Annotated in this window: 22 protein-coding genes and 1 pseudogene; 1 reads left to right on the forward strand and 22 read right to left on the reverse strand. The window is 62.3% G+C overall.

Features of this window, described 5'->3' with window-relative positions; translation table 11 throughout:
- Nucleotide 1 precedes the first annotated feature (1 nt).
- From rplF to rpsJ, 16 genes are all read right to left on the reverse strand, one after another.
- Nucleotides 2-538, reverse strand: a complete 537-nt coding sequence (gene rplF, locus ABLI39_RS08615; protein WP_028269576.1) for a 50S ribosomal protein L6 — start codon at nt 536-538, stop codon at nt 2-4.
- Nucleotides 539-556: 18 nt separating this feature from the next.
- Nucleotides 557-955 carry a 30S ribosomal protein S8 gene (gene rpsH / locus ABLI39_RS08620; protein WP_056737814.1) on the reverse strand — a complete coding sequence of 133 codons (399 nt, stop codon included), beginning with the start codon at nt 953-955 and terminating at the stop codon, nt 557-559.
- Between the two features lie 80 nt (nt 956-1,035).
- Nucleotides 1,036-1,617: a 50S ribosomal protein L5 gene (gene rplE / locus ABLI39_RS08625; RefSeq protein ID WP_056737813.1), complete on the reverse strand. Its 582-nt coding sequence runs from the start codon at nt 1,615-1,617 to the stop codon at nt 1,036-1,038.
- A complete protein-coding gene (gene rplX / locus ABLI39_RS08630) occupies nt 1,617-1,976 on the reverse strand; it encodes a 50S ribosomal protein L24 (protein WP_066436866.1) in 360 nt (119 codons plus the stop codon). Before rplX ends, rplE begins: the two co-directional genes overlap by 1 nt.
- A 3-nt stretch (nt 1,977-1,979) precedes the next feature.
- Nucleotides 1,980-2,348, reverse strand: a complete 369-nt coding sequence (rplN, locus tag ABLI39_RS08635) for a 50S ribosomal protein L14 (protein WP_003803789.1) — start codon at nt 2,346-2,348, stop codon at nt 1,980-1,982.
- Nucleotides 2,349-3,190: 842 nt separating this feature from the next.
- Nucleotides 3,191-3,499, reverse strand: a complete 309-nt coding sequence (gene rpsQ, locus ABLI39_RS08640) for a 30S ribosomal protein S17 (protein WP_056737811.1) — start codon at nt 3,497-3,499, stop codon at nt 3,191-3,193.
- Nucleotides 3,496-3,825 carry a 50S ribosomal protein L29 gene (gene rpmC / locus ABLI39_RS08645; RefSeq protein WP_138768572.1) on the reverse strand — a complete coding sequence of 110 codons (330 nt, stop codon included), beginning with the start codon at nt 3,823-3,825 and terminating at the stop codon, nt 3,496-3,498. The genes rpsQ and rpmC overlap by 4 nt, the downstream gene beginning before the upstream one ends.
- 2 nt (nt 3,826-3,827) lie before the next feature.
- Nucleotides 3,828-4,244, reverse strand: coding sequence for a 50S ribosomal protein L16 (rplP, locus tag ABLI39_RS08650; RefSeq protein WP_138768571.1), 417 nt, complete (start codon nt 4,242-4,244; stop codon nt 3,828-3,830).
- A complete protein-coding gene (gene rpsC / locus ABLI39_RS08655) occupies nt 4,245-5,078 on the reverse strand; it encodes a 30S ribosomal protein S3 (RefSeq protein WP_146336867.1) in 834 nt (277 codons plus the stop codon).
- The gene (gene rplV / locus ABLI39_RS08660; RefSeq protein ID WP_003803798.1) at nt 5,079-5,444 is read right to left on the reverse strand and encodes a 50S ribosomal protein L22; all 366 of its coding nucleotides are present in this window, start codon (nt 5,442-5,444) and stop codon (nt 5,079-5,081) included.
- 38 nt (nt 5,445-5,482) lie between these two features.
- Nucleotides 5,483-5,764: a 30S ribosomal protein S19 gene (gene rpsS / locus ABLI39_RS08665; protein WP_018773666.1), complete on the reverse strand. Its 282-nt coding sequence runs from the start codon at nt 5,762-5,764 to the stop codon at nt 5,483-5,485.
- A gap of 12 nt (nt 5,765-5,776) precedes the next feature.
- Nucleotides 5,777-6,616 (reverse strand): 50S ribosomal protein L2, encoded by an 840-nt coding sequence (rplB, locus tag ABLI39_RS08670; protein ID WP_024366131.1) that lies wholly within the window; start codon nt 6,614-6,616, stop codon nt 5,777-5,779.
- 29 nt (nt 6,617-6,645) lie between these two features.
- Entirely contained in the window at nt 6,646-6,951 is a 306-nt protein-coding gene (gene rplW / locus ABLI39_RS08675) for a 50S ribosomal protein L23 (RefSeq protein WP_018773664.1), read from the reverse strand.
- A complete protein-coding gene (rplD, locus tag ABLI39_RS08680) occupies nt 6,948-7,568 on the reverse strand; it encodes a 50S ribosomal protein L4 (protein WP_138768569.1) in 621 nt (206 codons plus the stop codon). The genes rplW and rplD overlap by 4 nt, the downstream gene beginning before the upstream one ends.
- Nucleotides 7,569-7,572: 4 nt before the next feature.
- On the reverse strand, nt 7,573-8,223 hold the full coding sequence (gene rplC / locus ABLI39_RS08685) for a 50S ribosomal protein L3 (protein WP_003803812.1): 651 nt from the start codon (nt 8,221-8,223) through the stop codon (nt 7,573-7,575).
- A 17-nt stretch (nt 8,224-8,240) separates the two neighbouring features.
- A complete protein-coding gene (rpsJ, locus tag ABLI39_RS08690) occupies nt 8,241-8,549 on the reverse strand; it encodes a 30S ribosomal protein S10 (RefSeq protein ID WP_003803825.1) in 309 nt (102 codons plus the stop codon).
- 413 nt (nt 8,550-8,962) lie between these two features.
- Between rpsJ and ABLI39_RS08695 the strand changes: the two genes are divergently transcribed.
- The gene (locus ABLI39_RS08695; protein ID WP_349413017.1) at nt 8,963-10,390 is read left to right on the forward strand and encodes a GH1 family beta-glucosidase; all 1,428 of its coding nucleotides are present in this window, start codon (nt 8,963-8,965) and stop codon (nt 10,388-10,390) included.
- A 19-nt stretch (nt 10,391-10,409) separates the two neighbouring features.
- On the opposite strand, the gene ABLI39_RS08700 is transcribed toward ABLI39_RS08695, so the two are convergent.
- The 6 genes and pseudogenes from ABLI39_RS08700 to ABLI39_RS08725 form a co-directional block, all read right to left on the reverse strand.
- Entirely contained in the window at nt 10,410-10,535 is a 126-nt protein-coding gene (locus tag ABLI39_RS08700; protein ID WP_349413018.1) for a hypothetical protein, read from the reverse strand.
- A gap of 154 nt (nt 10,536-10,689) precedes the next feature.
- Nucleotides 10,690-11,880, reverse strand: coding sequence for an elongation factor Tu (tuf, locus tag ABLI39_RS08705; RefSeq protein WP_349413019.1), 1,191 nt, complete (start codon nt 11,878-11,880; stop codon nt 10,690-10,692).
- Between the two features lie 263 nt (nt 11,881-12,143).
- Complete coding sequence (fusA, locus tag ABLI39_RS08710; RefSeq protein ID WP_349413020.1) at nt 12,144-14,258, reverse strand: elongation factor G; 2,115 nt, start codon at nt 14,256-14,258, stop codon at nt 12,144-12,146.
- Nucleotides 14,259-14,327: 69 nt separating this feature from the next.
- Nucleotides 14,328-14,798, reverse strand: a complete 471-nt coding sequence (gene rpsG / locus ABLI39_RS08715) for a 30S ribosomal protein S7 (RefSeq protein WP_026531948.1) — start codon at nt 14,796-14,798, stop codon at nt 14,328-14,330.
- A 1-nt stretch (nt 14,799) separates the two neighbouring features.
- On the reverse strand, nt 14,800-15,174 hold the full coding sequence (rpsL, locus tag ABLI39_RS08720) for a 30S ribosomal protein S12 (RefSeq protein ID WP_011692814.1): 375 nt from the start codon (nt 15,172-15,174) through the stop codon (nt 14,800-14,802).
- A gap of 412 nt (nt 15,175-15,586) precedes the next feature.
- A pseudogene (locus ABLI39_RS08725) lies at nt 15,587-16,630 on the reverse strand (DNA-directed RNA polymerase subunit beta'); the annotation flags it as partial.

A 16,630-nucleotide genomic window follows, 5' to 3' on the forward strand; every position in this document is an offset into this window, starting at 1 on the left:
GTTACTTACCAGCCTTTCCGACCTTGCGGCGGATGACTTCGCCGGCGTAGCGGATGCCCTTGCCCTTGTAGGGGTCCGGCTTCCGCAGCTTGCGAATGTTGGCAGCAACCTCGCCGACCTGCTGCTTGGAGATACCTGAAACAGAGAGCTTGGTCGGGGTCTCAACTGCAAAGGTGATGCCGTTCGGAGCCGAGACGTTGACCGGGTGGCTGTAGCCCAGAGCGAACTCCAGGTCAGAACCCTTGGCCTGGACGCGGTAACCGGTACCGACGATCTCAAGCTTCTTCTCGTAGCCTGCGGTAACGCCCTGGATCATGTTGGCGATCAGGGTGCGGGTCAGGCCGTGCAGCGAACGGGAGGCGCGCTCGTCGTTCGGGCGGGCGACAGTCAGGGTGCCATCTTCCAGGGTGACCTCGATCGGGCTGGCCACAGTGTGGCTCAGCTCGCCCTTGGAACCCTTGACGCTGACGACAGAGCCGTCAACCTTGACCTCAACGCCGGCAGGAACGGTGATGGGGAGACGTCCAATACGTGACATTATTCTCTTCCTTTCCCGTTACCAGACGTAAGCGAGGACTTCGCCGCCCACGCCCTTCTTGCCGGCCTGCTTGTCAGTCAGGAGGCCGGAAGAGGTGGACAGGATTGCGATACCCAGGCCACCGAGCACGTGCGGCAGGTTGGTGGACTTTGCGTAAACGCGCAGTCCCGGCTTGGAAATACGACGAACGCCAGCGATGGAACGCTCGCGGTTCGGACCGAACTTGAGCTCGAGGGTCAGCTTCTTGCCAACCTCCGCGTCTTCTTCCTTCCAGGAGGCGATGAAGCCTTCTGCCTTCAGGATGTCAGCAACGCGTGCCTTGAGCTTGCTGTAAGGCATAGACACGGAATCGTGGTATGCCGAGTTTGCATTGCGCAGACGCGTAAGCATATCTGCGACAGGATCTGTCATAGTCATGTGGGCTCTTGCCCTTCCTCATAACGGTTTCCGCTGCCCTGGCATCAGAGCCAGCCAGCCGGACCTTTTACGTAGCTAGATTAATCTTCGGTCTTGAACGGGAAGCCAAGCGCCTTGAGCAGCGCGCGGCCTTCGTCGTCGGTCTTGGCAGTGGTCACGACGGTGATATCCATACCGCGAACGCGGTCAATGGAATCCTGGTCGATCTCGTGGAACATAACCTGCTCGGTCAGACCGAAGGTGTAGTTGCCGTTGCCGTCGAACTGCTTGCCGCTGAGGCCCCGGAAGTCGCGGATACGCGGCAGTGCCAGCGTGACCAGACGGTCCAGGAATTCCCACATACGGTCGCCACGCAGAGTTGCGTGCGCACCGATCGGCATGCCTTCGCGCAGCTTGAACTGTGCGATCGACTTGCGGGCCTTGGTTACCTGCGGCTTCTGGCCGGTGATCAGGGTCAGATCGCGGACGGCGCCGTCGATCAGCTTGGAGTCCTTGGCGGCATCTCCAACACCCATGTTCACAACGACCTTCACCAGACGGGGAACCTGGTTGACGTTCTCGTACTTGAATTCCTCAACGAGCGCGCTCTTGATGGAATCCGCGTACTTGGTCTTCAGACGAGGAACGATCTTGCTTGCCGGAGTCTCGAGAGTCTCAGTCATTAGATGTCCTTCCCTGAGCTCTTGGCCACGCGGACACGCACTTCACGCTTCACGCCATCGCGCTCAACGGTCTCGGTGCGGAAACCGACGCGGGTGGGCTTCTTGGTCGAGGGGTCAACCAGGGCCACGTTGGAGATGTGGATTGAAGCCTCAACGACCTCGATGCCACCGGTCTTGGTGCCGCGCTGCGACTGACCGACCTTGGTGTGCTTGGTTACGCGGTTAATGCCTTCGACCAACACGCGGTTGGTCTCCGGGAATACGCGCAGAACCTTGCCCTGCTTGCCACGGTCGCCGCCGCGCTCAGCCTTGGCGCCAGTGATGACCTGAACGAGGTCACCCTTTTTGATCTTAGCCATGGACTAGAGCACCTCCGGAGCCAGAGAAACGATCTTCATGAACTTCTTGTCGCGAAGCTCACGACCAACCGGTCCGAAGATACGGGTACCGCGGGGGTCACCGTCGTTCTTCAGGATCACAGCTGCGTTCTCGTCAAACTTGATGTAGGAACCATCCGCACGGCGGCGTTCCTTCTTGGTACGGACGATGACAGCCTTGACGACGTCGCCCTTCTTTACGTTGCCGCCCGGAATTGCGTCCTTGACGGTAGCGACGATCACGTCGCCAATGCCTGCGTAGCGACGGCCAGATCCACCGAGAACGCGAATGGTAAGGATTTCCTTAGCACCCGTGTTGTCGGCGACCTTGAGTCGCGACTCCTGCTGAATCACTATTTACTCCTTGCGTCGCGCCGGTTCTCAGACCGAAAATCTTCCTACGGAATGAGCCTTGCGGAACGGTTGATCGGGGTGTCTCTTGACCTGCCTGGATTTTGCCAGACCAGGCCTAAACGCCCGTGCCAAAAACAGTTGCTTCCCTGGCGCGCGAGGCGCGAGGGGGCACTATGCCGTGGCACGATTGTTTACGAGGTTGACGATGACGCACGAAAGGCGCCATACAAACTCAAAATCTTAGCACGTTTCCGGCGCATCCCCATATCACAGCTGCCCTCCCCCGCACGGCACCAAAGCGCGAACGGACGCTTGAGGCCCCGCCCGTCGGCGGCGCCCGACGGCGCCACGCACGACAGCCTTTTGGCCCACTGGCCGCCCCATTCCCCCGGGAACCCGGCCCACCGGCGTCGTATCCACCTGGTCGACGCTCCCTCACATCCGGCAGGTCTTCCAGCAACGCTCCCTCACATCCTGCATGCCTTCCGACGACGCTCCCTCACATCCTGCAGGCCTTCCAGCAACGCTCCCTCACATCCTGCAGGCCTTCAGGCAGGAGTGATCGAGCGTCATCCAAGAGACAGCCACAAGTGAGGGAGCGTCAACCAATTGCGCACCACAAGTGAGGGAGCGTCGGAACAAGGCGACGACGCCGTCACGCAGGACAGCCTTTTGGCCCGCCGGCCGCCCCACTCCCCCGGAAACCCGGCCCACCGGCGTCGTACGCCCCGCAAAAGCCTGCCCTGCGTGACCCCGTGGCGACTCCCCACCCCGGGCAACGCAGAAGCCCCCGCTCCCCAAAGGGGAACGAGGGCTTCAGCTGTATCACCAGGGTGCTGGTGTTACTTGGCCTTCTCGAGGATCTCCACCAGGCGCCACCGCTTGGTAGCGGAGAGCGGGCGGGTCTCGGCGAGGAGAACGAGGTCGCCGATGCCGGCGCTGTTCTCTTCGTCGTGAGCCTTGATCTTCGTGTTGCGGCGCATGACCTTGCCGTAGAGGGCGTGCTTCACGCGGTCCTCGACCTGGACAACGATGGTCTTTTCCATCTTGTCCGAGACCACGTAGCCACGCTTCGTCTTACGGTAACCGCGCTCGTCAGCCTTGGCTGCGTCGGAAACAGTTTCCGTCACGTTCTCGTCCTTTTCACTCACTTGGCGTCCTCCTCGGTCTCAACCGTTTCAGCCGTGTCAGCCTTCTTGGTCGAAGCCTTCTTGGACTTCTTCTCTTCCTTGGCTTCCACAACCGGTGCGGCAACCTCGGCACGAATGCCCAGCTCGCGCTCACGGAGAACGGTGTAGATGCGTGCGATGTCCTTCTTTACCGCGCGCAGACGACCGTGGTTCTCCAGCTGGCCGGTGGCGGACTGGAAACGCAGGTTGAACAGCTCTTCCTTGGCCTTGCGGAGTTCTTCAACGAGACGCTCGTTGTCGAAACCGTCCAGCTGTGCGGATGCAAGTTCCTTGGATCCTACTGCCATTTCTACTCACCACCTTCGCGACGCACAATGCGTGCCTTCAACGGCAGCTTGTGGATTGCCAGGCGCAGGGCCTCGCGAGCTACCTCTTCACTAACACCGGAGAGTTCGAAGAGAACCCGGCCCGGCTTGACGTTTGAAACCCACCATTCCGGAGAACCCTTACCGGAACCCATGCGGGTTTCGGCCGGCTTCTTCGTCAGCGGACGGTCCGGGTAGATGTTGATCCAGACCTTTCCGCCACGCTTGATGTGGCGGGTCATCGCGATACGGGCAGACTCGATCTGACGGTTGGTGACGTATGCCGGGCTCAGAGCCTGGATACCCCACTCGCCGAACGAGACCTCGGTGCCGCCCGTAGCAGCGCCGGAACGACCCGGGTGGTGCTGCTTACGGTGCTTGACTCGACGTGGGATAAGCATTTAAGCCTGTCCTCCTTCTACTGCAGCAGGTGCAGCCTCAACTGCCGGAGCGTCGGCAGCAGGAGCTGCGTCGGCGGCCGGACGGTCGTTACGACGACGGCGGTCACCACGGTCGGCGCCACCCGGGCGGCCCGGACGGTCGCCGGCACCGCGGCCGCGGGACGGAGCAGCAGCTGCCTGCTGAGCCAGTTCCTTGGCGGTGACGTCACCCTTGTAGATCCAGACCTTCACGCCGATGCGGCCGAAGGTGGTCTTGGCCTCGTAGAAGCCGTAGTCGATGTTCGCGCGCAGGGTGTGCAGGGGCACACGGCCTTCGCGGTAGAACTCCGAGCGGGACATTTCTGCGCCACCCAGTCGACCCGAGCAAGCGATACGGATGCCCTTGGCACCAGCGCGCTGTGCGGACTGCATTGCCTTCTTCATCGCACGGCGGAAAGCCACGCGGGAAGTCAGCTGCTCTGCAACACCCTGGGCAACAAGCTGTGCTTCCATCTCGGGGTTCTTGACCTCGAGGATGTTCAGCTGAACCTGCTTGCCGGTGAGCTTTTCGAGCTCGCCGCGGATGCGGTCTGCCTCGGCGCCGCGGCGGCCGATCACGATGCCCGGACGTGCCGTGTGGATATCCACGCGGACACGGTCGCGGGTGCGCTCGATCTCAACCTTGGCGATGCCGGCGCGCTCCATGCCCGTGGACATGAGCTGGCGGATACGGATGTCTTCGCGAACGAAGTCCTTGTACCGCTGGCCGGACTTGGTGCTGTCGGCGAACCAGTGCGATACGTGATCGGTGGTGATACCGAGTCGGAACCCGTGCGGGTTAACTTTCTGTCCCACTTAGCGAGCCTCCTCTTTCTCCGGGGTAGCGACTACCACGGTGATGTGGCTCGTGCGCTTCTTGATCTGAAATGCACGACCCTGGGCACGCGGCTGGAACCGCTTCATGGTCGGGCCTTCATCAACAAACGCTTCGCTGATGATGAGGTCACCTTCGTCAAACGCCACGCCGTCGCGGTCCGCGAGGACCCGGGCGTTGGAGATTGCCGACTGAACTACCTTGAATACCGGCTCCGAAGCTGCCTGCGGGGCAAACTTCAGAATTGCCAGAGCCTCGTTCGCTTGCTTACCACGAACAAGGTTGACGACGCGCCGGGCCTTCATAGGCGTTACGCGGATGTGACGCGCAATTGCCTTGGCTTCCATTGCTTTCCTTCTCTCGTCTTTGACGTAAGTGCAGGCGCCTAGCGGCGCTTGCCCTTACGGTCGTCCTTGACATGGCCGCGGAATGTCCGCGTGGGAGCGAATTCGCCGAGCTTGTGCCCGACCATCGACTCAGTGACAAACACCGGGATGTGCTTGCGTCCGTCGTGCACGGCGATCGTGTGGCCGAGCATGTCGGGGACGATCATCGAACGGCGGGACCAGGTCTTGATGACGTTCTTGGTGCCCTTTTCGTTTTCCCTGGCTACCTTCACAAAGAGGTGCTGGTCAACGAAAGGACCTTTTTTCAGGCTGCGTGGCATGTGTCCAGGCTCCTATCGCTTGTTCTTGCCAGTACGACGGCGACGAACAATAAGCTTGTCGCTCTCTTTGTTGGGACGGCGGGTGCGGCCTTCGCGCTTACCGTTCGGGTTGACGGGGTGACGTCCACCGGACGTCTTACCCTCGCCACCACCATGCGGGTGGTCGACCGGGTTCATCGCGACACCACGGACGGTCGGGCGGACGCCCTTCCAGCGCATACGGCCGGCCTTGCCCCAGTTGATGTTCGACTGCTCGGCGTTGCCGACCTCGCCGACGGTTGCGCGGCAGCGCACGTCAACGTTGCGGATTTCGCCGGAAGGCAGACGCAGCTGGGCGAAACGGCCTTCCTTTGCAACGAGCTGGATCGATGCGCCGGCGGAGCGGCCCATCTTGGCGCCGCCACCCGGACGCAGTTCAACTGCGTGGATTACGGTACCGACCGGGATGTTGCGCAGCGGCAGGTTGTTGCCGGGCTTGATGTCAGCGTCGGCACCTGCTTCCACGGTGTCACCCTGGGCCAGCTTGTTCGGGGCGATGATGTAACGCTTGGTGCCATCAACGTAGTGCAGGAGGGCGATGCGAGCCGTGCGGTTCGGATCGTACTCGATTTCGGCAACGCGGGCGTTGACGCCGTCCTTGTCGTGGCGACGGAAGTCGATCAGACGGTACTGGCGCTTGTGGCCACCACCCTTGTGACGGGTCGTGATCTTACCGGTGTTGTTACGGCCACCCTTTTTCGGGAGGGGACGTACCAACGACTTTTCCGGCGTCGACCGCGTGATTTCGGTGAAGTCCGCTACGCTCGAGCCACGACGGCCCGGGGTAGTCGGCTTGTATTTACGGATTCCCATAATTTATTTCCTCGTTAAAGTGGTCTCCGCTACGAGAGCGGACCGCCGAAGATGTCGATAGTGCCTTCTTTGAGGCTCACAATGGCACGCTTGGTGTTCTTGCGGGTACCCCATCCGAATTTGGTGCGCTTGCGCTTACCGGCACGGTTGATGGTGTTGATCGATTCGACCTTGACGGAGAAAATCTTCTCCACGGCCAGCTTGATCTCGGTCTTGTTCGAACGGGGGTCCACCAGGAAGGTGTACTTGCCCTCGTCGATCAGGCCGTAGCTCTTTTCCGAGACGACGGGTGCAAGCACGACGTCGCGCGGGTCTTTGATGGTGGCTGCGCTCACTTGGCATCCTCCTCGTTCTTTGCAGCCTTGTCAGCAACGAATGCTTCGTAGGCAGCCTTGGTGAAGACTACGTCGTCAGAAACGAGCACGTCGTAGGTGTTCAGCTGGTCTGCGTACAGAACGTGAACATCCTGGAGGTTGCGCACGGAGAGTGCAGCAACATCGTTGGCGCGGTCGATGACAACGAGCAGGTTCTTGCGCTCGGAGACGCCACGCAGCGTTGCCAGTGCTTCACGGGAGGACGGCTTGGTGCCGGCGACCAGTTCAGCAACGACGTGGATGCGGCCGTTACGGGCGCGGTCAGAGAGAGCGCCGCGCAGGGCAGCAGCAATCATCTTCTTGGGGGTGCGCTGGCTGTAGTCACGCGGCGTCGGGCCGTGGACGATGCCACCACCGGTCATGTGAGGAGCACGGATGGAACCCTGACGGGCGCGGCCGGTGCCCTTCTGCTTGAACGGCTTGCGACCTGCACCGGAAACCTCGGCGCGGGTCTTGGTCTTGTGGGTACCCTGGCGAGCAGCAGCGAGCTGTGCAACGACGACTTGGTGCAGCAGCGGCACGTTGGTCTGTACGTCGAAGATCTCTGCGGGCAGGTCAACCTTGACAGTGCTAGTCATTGAACTAGGCTCCCTTCACGGCGGTGCGTACGAGTACGACCTGGCCGCGGGCGCCGGGGACGGCGCCCTTGATCAGGAGCAGCGACTTCTCGACGTCAACCGCGTGGACCGTGAGGTTCAGCGTGGTGTGACGAACGGCGCCCATGCGGCCGGCCATTTTCATGCCCTTGAAGACGCGGCTCGGGGTGGATGCTCCACCGATAGAACCGGGCTTACGGTGGTTCTTGTGGGCACCGTGGGAAGCTCCAACGCCGTGGAAGCCGTGGCGCTTCATAACACCGGCGAAGCCCTTACCCTTGGTGGTGCCAACGACGTCGATCTTCTGGCCGGCTTCGAAGAGCTCAACGGAGAGCTCCTGGCCCAGCTCGTAAGAGTCAGCATCTGCGGTGCGCAGTTCTACGACGTGGCGGCGAGGCGTGACGCCTGCCTTTTCAAAGTGACCAGCCAGCGGCTTGGTGACCTTGCGGGGATCGATCTGGCCGTAGCCGATCTGAACGGCGACGTAGCCATCAGTCTCTGCGTTGCGCAGCTGCGTGATGACGTTCGAGTCTGCCTGGACCACAGTGACGGGGATGAGCTTGTTGTTCTCGTCCCAGACCTGGGTCATGCCGAGCTTCGTGCCCAGCAGGCCCTTTACGTTACGGGTTGCGGTCATAGTCTCTCAGCACCTCCCTACAGCTTGATTTCGATGTTCACGTCGGCCGGCAGGTCGAGACGCATGAGCGAATCAACAGCCTTGGGCGTGGGATCGATGATGTCGATAAGACGCTTGTGCGTGCGCATTTCAAAGTGCTCGCGGCTGTCCTTGTACTTGTGCGGAGAGCGGATTACGCAGTAAACGTTCTTCTCCGTCGGCAGCGGCACGGGGCCGACTACAGTTGCGCCTGCGCGCGTGACCGTCTCAACGATCTTCCGTGCTGAAACGTCAATGACCTCGTGGTCGTATGACTTCAGCCGGATGCGGATTTTTTGTCCCGCCATGTCGCCTGACTCTCTTTCAGTAAATGCTGCTCTGTTTACTTACCTGTTGTGCGGCTGCCGAAGCATTTGAAGTCGTAACTACCACCCGCCGCACAAGCTGAATCCGGATGAATCCGGGTTCCTCAACCTGCCGGCGCAACCGACCCCCGCGGTCGGGCGTGTCGCGCTTTGCACGCGTACTCGTCCGCAATTCCTTGGGAAGTGGGTTATGTTTGGGCTCTTACCTGGACCCTGGCACCCGGCATTATCCGGATCGGGACGCGAAAGAGCGCTTGAACAACTCATCTAGTATGCCGGAATTAATCGGCAGAAGCGAATCAGGGCCCGGCTGCCCCCGTCCCGCTCCTTTGCGGGGCACGGGGACCGTCCTCCGGTCATTGCCTTCAGCAACGGTCGCTACGAAGATAGGGGGCATGACCGTGCAGGATTCGCCAGCAGTCCAGGATCTCGCCGCGAAGCTGCGGCCCGGCTTTATGCTGGGGGTGGCCTCCGCCGCTTTCCAGATCGAGGGCGGCCTTGCGGCGGGCGGCCGCGGCCCCTCGGGCTGGGACGCCTTTGCCGAGAAACCCGGCAGCATCCAGGACGGCCACTCCCCCGCCGTCGCCTGCGACCACTACAACCGCTCGGACGAAGACGTCCGGCTGATGCGCGAACTCGGCATCGATTCCTACCGGTTCTCGATCTCGTGGCCGCGGATCCAGCCCGACGGCACCGGCCCCTTCAACGCTGAGGGCCTCGATTTCTACGACCGGCTCATTGACCGGCTCCTCGAGGCCGGCATCTCCCCGATGGCGACCCTGTACCACTGGGACACCCCGCTCCCGCTCGAACACCGGGGCGGCTGGATGAACCGAACGACGGCGGAGCGCTTCGCCGAGTACAGCGCCGCGGCCGGCGCCCGCTTCGGCGACCGGGTGACCCAGTGGGTGACCCTGAACGAACCCGCCTCGGTTACGCTCAACGGCTACGCCCTCGGCGTCCATGCCCCCGGCCACGACCTGCTCTTCGACGCGCTGCCCTCGGTGCACCACCAACTCCTGGCCCACGGCCTCGCGGTGCAGGCGTTGCGGGCCGCCGGGGTAAGCGGCGCCGTCGGCGTCACCAACCTGCACTCCCCCGTCCGCCCGGCGTCCGGCTCCGTCAGCGACCGGCTGCTGGCGAAGGTGTTCGACTTGGCACTGAACCGAATCTACGCGGACCCGATCCTGCTGGGGAGCTACCCGAAGCCGCCGCTGCTGGCCCGCCCGTGGTTCCGTTCCCTCGGCAGGATCTCCGACGCGGATCTGCGCAACATCCACCAGCCGCTGGACTTCTACGGCCTGAACTACTACTACCCGGTGAAAGTGGCCACCGGCCGCGGGCCCGCGGACAGCCCGGTGGGCCCCGCGGACGCGATGGTGCGGCTGCCGTTCCACATGGCCGCGTTCCCGGAGTACGGAACCACGGGCTTCGGCTGGCCCGTTGCCCCGGACCACCTGGGCCCCCTGCTGCGCGAAATGAAGGACCGCTACGGCGCGGCGCTGCCGCCGCTGTACATCACGGAGAGCGGTGCCAGCTTCCCCGAACCGGACCACGTGGACGGGCCGATCGCGGACACGGGCCGGATCAACTACCTGGCCGACCATCTGGGCCATGCCCTGGCCGCCACCGCGCCCGGCGGTATTGCCGACGACGTCGAACTTCTCGGTTACTACGTCTGGACCCTGATGGATAACTTCGAATGGGCCGCCGGCTACTCCCAGCGCTTCGGCCTGGTGCACGTCGACTTCGAGACCCAGCAGCGGACCCCCAAGGAATCCTTCTACTGGTACCAGGCGCTAGGCCGGGCCAGGGGGGCCTGACCCGGCTGGCGCCCCAGGGCTACCGGTTCTTGTTGGCGCGGTTGATGCGCTTCGCGCGCTCGATCTCGTGCCGGAAATGCTTCTTGACCCACAGGCCTGCCGCGACGACGGCAACAACGACCGCGAGGAAAATGATCCATTCCATGGCGGACTCCCTTCTATCTGGCGAACTCTTCTTCGGCAACCGTAGCAGGGAGTTAAACAGAACAGCCCCGCTGCAGTGCAGCGGGGCTGTTCCTACCTTCCGACGGCCGTCAGACGGCGCGGCCGGTCGGTATCAAGCTCGGATCAGCAAGTAGTTACTTGATGATCTTGGTGACGCGTCCCGAACCAACGGTGCGGCCGCCTTCGCGGATTGCGAAGCCGAGGCCCTCTTCCATTGCGATCGGCTGGATGAGCGCAACGGTCATCTCAGTGTTGTCGCCGGGCATAACCATTTCCGTGCCTTCCGGCAGGGTGATAACGCCGGTTACGTCCGTGGTGCGGAAGTAGAACTGCGGGCGGTAGTTGGAGTAGAACGGGTTGTGACGTCCGCCTTCGTCCTTGGAGAGGATGTAGACGTTGGCCTCGAAGTCGGTGTGCGGGGTGATGGAACCCGGCTTGACGACAACCTGGCCACGCTCGACATCGTCGCGCTTCAGACCGCGGAGCAGCAGGCCACAGTTCTCGCCGGCCCATGCTTCGTCGAGCTGCTTGTGGAACATCTCGATACCGGTAACCGTGGTCTTCTGGACCGGGCGGATGCCGACGATCTCGACCTCGGAGTTGATGGCGAGGGTTCCACGCTCGGCGCGGCCGGTAACAACGGTGCCACGGCCGGTGATCGTGAAGACGTCTTCGATCGGCATCAGGAAGGGCTTGTCACGGTCACGTACCGGGTCCGGAACGGACTCGTCGACGGCTTCCATGAGGTCCTCGATGGACTTGACCCACTCCGGGTCGCCTTCCAGGGCCTTCAGGCCCGAGACGCGGATGACCGGAGCTTCGTCGCCATCGAAGCCCTGCGAGCTGAGCAGCTCACGAACTTCCATTTCGACGAGGTCGAGGAGTTCCTCGTCGTCAACCATGTCAGCCTTGTTCAGCGCGACCAGCAGGTAGGGAACACCAACCTGGCGGGCGAGCAGAACGTGCTCACGGGTCTGAGCCATCGGGCCGTCAGTAGCGGCAACCACGAGGATTGCGCCGTCCATCTGAGCAGCACCGGTGATCATGTTCTTGATGTAGTCAGCGTGACCCGGAGCGTCTACGTGTGCGTAGTGGCGCTTCTCGGTCTGGTACTCAACGTGGGAGATGTTGATGGTAATGCCGCGCTGACGCTCTTCGGGAGCAGAGTCAATCGACGCGAAGTCACGCTTCTCGTTGAGAGTCGGGTACTTGTCGTACAGCACCTTGGAAATGGCGGCCGTCAGCGTCGTCTTACCGTGGTCAACGTGACCAATGGTACCGATGTTAACGTGCGGCTTAGTCCGCTCGAACTTTGCCTTTGCCACAGGTTCCTCCTAGAACGTTTTCAAATGACTTACCCTTCGTCCGCGCTTGTCGCGGCCGAAACTCCAGCAAGTCTACTTGGGGGGCTTTGGATTGGTGAAATTGCAGATTCAGGAACTAATACTAGTGCCTAGTGCCTGTTCGTGCTGGCGGCCGGTTTGACCGGATTGCATCCGACCGGGAACCGGCCGCCAGCACCAGGTGGATCCCCTGTTCAGGAACCGCACCCGAGTTTTTCGTCGCTGCTGCGTGGAGTCCCGGAGGACTACTCGCCGCGGCTCTTCTGGATGATCTCGTCGGCAACTGCCTTCGGGACCTCCGCGTAGCTGTTGAACGTCATGGAGTACACAGCGCGGCCCTGGGTCTTCGAACGCAGGTCGCCGATGTAACCGAACATGCCGGACAGCGGAACGTGCGCGCGGATGACCTTGACGCCCTGGGCATCTTCCATGGACTGCATCTGGCCACGGCGGGAGTTGAGGTCACCGATAACTTCACCCATGTATTCCTCAGGGGTGCGGACCTCGACATCCATCAGCGGTTCGAGCAGGACAGGGTTCGCCTTGCGTGCAGCTTCCTTGAAAGCCATACGGCCGGCGATCTTGAACGCCATTTCCGAGGAGTCAACATCGTGGTACGCGCCGTCAATCAGCGTGGCCTTGATGCCGACAACCGGGTAGCCGGCCAGGACGCCGTCGTTCAGCGCATCCTGGATACCAGCGTCAACCGAAGGGATGTATTCGCGCGGAACGCGGCCACCGGTGACCTTGTTCTCGAACTCGTACATCTCGCCTTCGGACGTGTCCAGCGGCTCGATCGCGATCTGGATCTTTGCGAACTGGCCCGAACCACCGGTCTGCTTCTTGTGCGTGTAGTCGTGACGCTCCACAGCACGCTTGATGGTTTCGCGGTAGGCAACCTGGGGCTTGCCCACGTTTGCCTCGACCTTGAATTCGCGGCGCATGCGGTCCACCAGGATGTCCAGGTGGAGCTCGCCCATGCCGGCGATGATGGTCTGGCCGGTGTCTTCGTTGAGGGAGACCTGGAAGGTCGGGTCCTCAGCGGAGAGCTTCTGGATGGCCGTGGAGAGCTTCTCCTGGTCACCCTTGGTGTTCGGCTCGATTGCAACCGAGATCACGGGCTCCGGGAAGCTCATGGACTCGAGGACGATCTGGTTGGACGAATCGCACAGGGTGTCGCCCGTGGTGGTGTCCTTGAGACCGATCGCTGCGTAGATGTGGCCTGCGGTAGCGCCGTCGACCGGCATTTCCTTGTTGGCGTGCATCTGGAACAGCTTGCCGATGCGCTCCTTCTTGCCCTTGGTGGAGTTGACCACCTGTGCGCCTGCTTCCACGTGACCGGAGTACACGCGGATGAAGGTGAGCTGGCCGAAGAAGGGGTGCGCGGCGATCTTGAACGCCAGTGCGGAGAACGGCTCGTCAGCGGAAGGCTTACGGGTCAGTTCCTTCTCTTCGTCGCGAGGATCGTGACCGATCATCGGGGGGACGTCGAGCGGGTTCGGCAGGTAGTCCACGACGGCGTCGAGCATCGGCTGCACGCCGCGGTTCTTGAACGCGGAGCCACAGAAGACCGGGTAGAGCTCGGAGTTGATCGTCATCTTGCGGATGCCGGCCTTGAGCTCGTCGATCGAGATCTCTTCGCCTTCGAGGTACTTCTCCATGAGCTCTTCGGAGGACTCCGCAACGGTCTCAACAAGCGTTGCGCGGTACTCTTCGGCCTTTTCCTTGAGGTCAGCCGGGATCTCCTGGATCTCGTACTTGGCACCCATGGTGACGTCACCCTTGGAGTCGCCGGGCCAGACCAGTGAGCGCATGTAAAGCAGGTCGACGACGCCGATGAAGTCGTTCTCGGCGCCGATCGGCAGCTGCATGACGAGCGGCTTGGCACCGAGGCGGCTGACGATGGTGTCGACGGTGAAGTAGAAGTCAGCGCCGAGCTTGTCCATCTTGTTGACGAAGCAGATGCGGGGCACGTTGTACTTGTCGGCCTGGCGCCACACAGTCTCGGACTGCGGCTCCACACCTTCCTTGCCGTCGAACACGGCGACTGCACCGTCGAGGACGCGCAGGGAGCGCTCAACCTCAACCGTGAAGTCCACGTGGCCGGGGGTGTCAATGATGTTGATCTGGTTGTTTTCCCAGAAGCAGGTCACGGCGGCAGACGTGATGGTGATGCCGCGTTCCTTTTCCTGTTCCATCCAGTCAGTGGTCGACGCACCGTCGTGCGTTTCGCCGATCTTGTGGTTCACACCCGTGTAGAACAGGATGCGCTCGGTAGTAGTGGTCTTGCCGGCATCGATGTGGGCCATGATGCCGATATTGCGGACCTTGCTAAGGTCGGTAAGCACGTCCTGTGCCACGGTGTCTCCCTTTCGGATGGACTGCACGTTCGCCGCCGACTCGGGTGAGCCGGCGGCGTCCGGGAAGTATTACCAGCGGTAGTGTGCGAAGGCCTTGTTGGACTCGGCCATCTTGTGGGTGTCTTCGCGACGCTTCACAGCGGCTCCGAGACCGTTCGAGGCATCCAGGATTTCGTTCTGGAGGCGCTCGGTCATCGTCTTTTCGCGGCGGGCCTTGGAGTAGCCGACCAGCCAGCGGAGGGCGAGGGCCGTGGAACGGCCCGGCTTGACCTCGACGGGAACCTGGTAGGTGGCACCACCGACGCGGCGGGAGCGGACCTCGAGGGAAGGCTTGACGTTGTCCATGGCCTTCTTGAGGGCTGCAACCGGGTCGCCGCCGGACTTGGCGCGTGCGCCTTCGAGTGCACCGTAGACGATGCGCTCTGCGGTGGACTTCTTGCCGTCAACCAGCACCTTGTTGATCAGCTGCGTGACCAGCGGGGAGCCGTAAACGGGATCTAGTACTAGCGGCCGCTTGGGGGCCGGACCCTTGCGAGGCATATTACTTCTTCTCCATCTTTGCGCCGTAGCGGCTGCGTGCCTGCTTACGGTTCTTCACACCCTGGGTATCGAGGGCGCCACGGACGATCTTGTAACGGACACCCGGGAGGTCCTTAACACGGCCGCCACGGACGAGCACAATGGAGTGCTCCTGCAGGTTGTGGCCAACACCGGGGATGTAGGCGGTGACTTCAACGCCGCCGTTGAGGCGCACACGCGCAACCTTACGCAGAGCCGAGTTCGGCTTCTTCGGGGTCGTGGTGTACACGCGGGTGCAGACACCGCGGCGCATCGGGCTGCCGTTAAGCGCGGGAGCCTTGGTCTTCTTGACCTTAGGCGTGCGGCCCTTGCGGACCAGCTGGTTAATCGTAGGCACTCTCGTGTTCTCCGTTTTATCCGGAGCGGCCGTTGGCAGCCGCTCTCTTGTCGCTGCGCCCCGCCGCTCGAGCTTTGAAGTTCTCTCCAGAGCAGCTGAGGCGAAGCCTTAATAGTCGGACCGCACGCCGGGGCTCCGGACTTTCATCCTGAATGGCCCCTAGGCATGCGAAAATGTGGCATACGTTGCACAAGAACCCTGCAAACCGGAAACGTCGTCCTGGTCCAGCCTCTCGGCTGCAACCGGCGCACTCATCCACTGCCACAATAACAATTAGTCTCCAGTCTAACACGGACGGTCCCCAGCCCTTAATCGGCCGGAAACTGCAGCCCTCCGACGTCGACCACTCCCCTGTTAAACGGGGATGGTCCCGCACCTTGCGGTGCGGGACCATCCTTGGGAAAGCTATCCGTTAGCGGAAGTCGCTGCCCAAATCGTAGTCATCCAGCGGGATGGCGTGGAACTCAGGAGCTCCGTCGCCGCCCAGGGAATCGTAGGAGAAGTCGCTGAATGCGCTCGGGCCGGTGAACAGGTTGGCCTTCGCTTCTTCAGTCGGTTCCACCGTGACCTCGGTGTAGCGCGGGAGACCCGTGCCGGCCGGGATGAGCTTACCGATGATGACGTTCTCCTTGAGGCCCAGCAGCGGGTCGCTCTTGCCTTCCATGGCCGCCTGCGTCAGGACGCGGGTGGTCTCCTGGAAGGAAGCTGCCGACAGCCAGGACTCGGTCGCCAGGGACGCCTTGGTGATACCCATGAGCTCGGGACGGCCGGAGGCCGGCGTCTTGCCCTCGGATACAACGCGGCGGTTGGCGTCCTCGAAGCGGCTGCGCTCGGCGAGCTCGCCGGGCAGCAGGTCCGATTCACCGGACTCGATGACCGTGACGCGGCGCAGCATCTGGCGGACGATAACCTCGACGTGCTTGTCGTGGATACCAATGCCCTGGCTGCGGTACACGCCCTGGACTTCGTCCACCAGGAACTTCTGCGCGGCCCGGGGGCCCATGATGCGCAGCACCTGCTTGGGGTCGACCGGACCGTTGATGAGCTTCTGGCCAACGCTGACGTGCTCGCCGTCTTCGATGAGAAGACGTGAACGGCGCAGCACCGGGTAGGCGATCTCTTCGGATCCGTCATCCGGGGTGATGACCAGGCGCATCTGACGCTCGGACTCTTCGATGGCGATGCGGCCGGCTGCTTCCGCAATCGGCGCCACACCCTTCGGAGTGCGGGCTTCGAAGAGCTCCTGGATACGGGGCAGACCCTGGGTGATGTCGTCGCCACCGCCGGCGGAGACAGCACCACCGGTGTGGAAGGTACGCATGGTCAGCTGGGTACCGGGCTCACCGATGGACTGCGCGGCGATGATGCCGACGGCCTCGCCGATGTCCACGGTCTTGCCGGTGGCCAGCGAACGGCCGTAGCACAGGGCGCAGGTGCCGACGCTGGACTCACAGGT

The organism is Pseudarthrobacter sp. B907 (assembly GCF_040137805.1).
In the GTDB taxonomy this organism is placed as follows: Bacteria; Actinomycetota; Actinomycetes; order Actinomycetales; family Micrococcaceae; genus Arthrobacter.

Excerpts from the sequence above, each read along its gene's own strand:
- rplX (WP_066436866.1), bottom strand. The coding sequence starts at position 1,976 with ATGGCTAAGATCAAAAAGGGTGACCTCGTTCAGGTCATCACTGGCGCC.
- ABLI39_RS08700 (WP_349413018.1), bottom strand. The coding sequence starts at position 10,535 with ATGGAATGGATCATTTTCCTCGCGGTCGTTGTTGCCGTCGTCGCGGCA.
- rplE (WP_056737813.1), bottom strand. The coding sequence starts at position 1,617 with ATGACTGAGACTCTCGAGACTCCGGCAAGCAAGATCGTTCCTCGTCTG.
- rplB (WP_024366131.1), bottom strand. The coding sequence starts at position 6,616 with ATGGGAATCCGTAAATACAAGCCGACTACCCCGGGCCGTCGTGGCTCG.
- rplF (WP_028269576.1), bottom strand. The coding sequence starts at position 538 with ATGTCACGTATTGGACGTCTCCCCATCACCGTTCCTGCCGGCGTTGAG.
- rpsJ (WP_003803825.1), bottom strand. The coding sequence starts at position 8,549 with ATGGCGGGACAAAAAATCCGCATCCGGCTGAAGTCATACGACCACGAG.
- rplD (WP_138768569.1), bottom strand. The coding sequence starts at position 7,568 with ATGACTAGCACTGTCAAGGTTGACCTGCCCGCAGAGATCTTCGACGTA.
- rplV (WP_003803798.1), bottom strand. The coding sequence starts at position 5,444 with ATGGAAGCCAAGGCAATTGCGCGTCACATCCGCGTAACGCCTATGAAG.
- rpsH (WP_056737814.1), bottom strand. The coding sequence starts at position 955 with ATGACTATGACAGATCCTGTCGCAGATATGCTTACGCGTCTGCGCAAT.
- rplC (WP_003803812.1), bottom strand. The coding sequence starts at position 8,223 with ATGACCGCAACCCGTAACGTAAAGGGCCTGCTGGGCACGAAGCTCGGC.
- rplP (WP_138768571.1), bottom strand. The coding sequence starts at position 4,244 with ATGCTTATCCCACGTCGAGTCAAGCACCGTAAGCAGCACCACCCGGGT.
- rpsS (WP_018773666.1), bottom strand. The coding sequence starts at position 5,764 with ATGCCACGCAGCCTGAAAAAAGGTCCTTTCGTTGACCAGCACCTCTTT.
- rpsG (WP_026531948.1), bottom strand. The coding sequence starts at position 14,798 with ATGCCTCGCAAGGGTCCGGCCCCCAAGCGGCCGCTAGTACTAGATCCC.
- ABLI39_RS08695 (WP_349413017.1), top strand. The coding sequence starts at position 8,963 with ATGACCGTGCAGGATTCGCCAGCAGTCCAGGATCTCGCCGCGAAGCTG.
- rpmC (WP_138768572.1), bottom strand. The coding sequence starts at position 3,825 with ATGGCAGTAGGATCCAAGGAACTTGCATCCGCACAGCTGGACGGTTTC.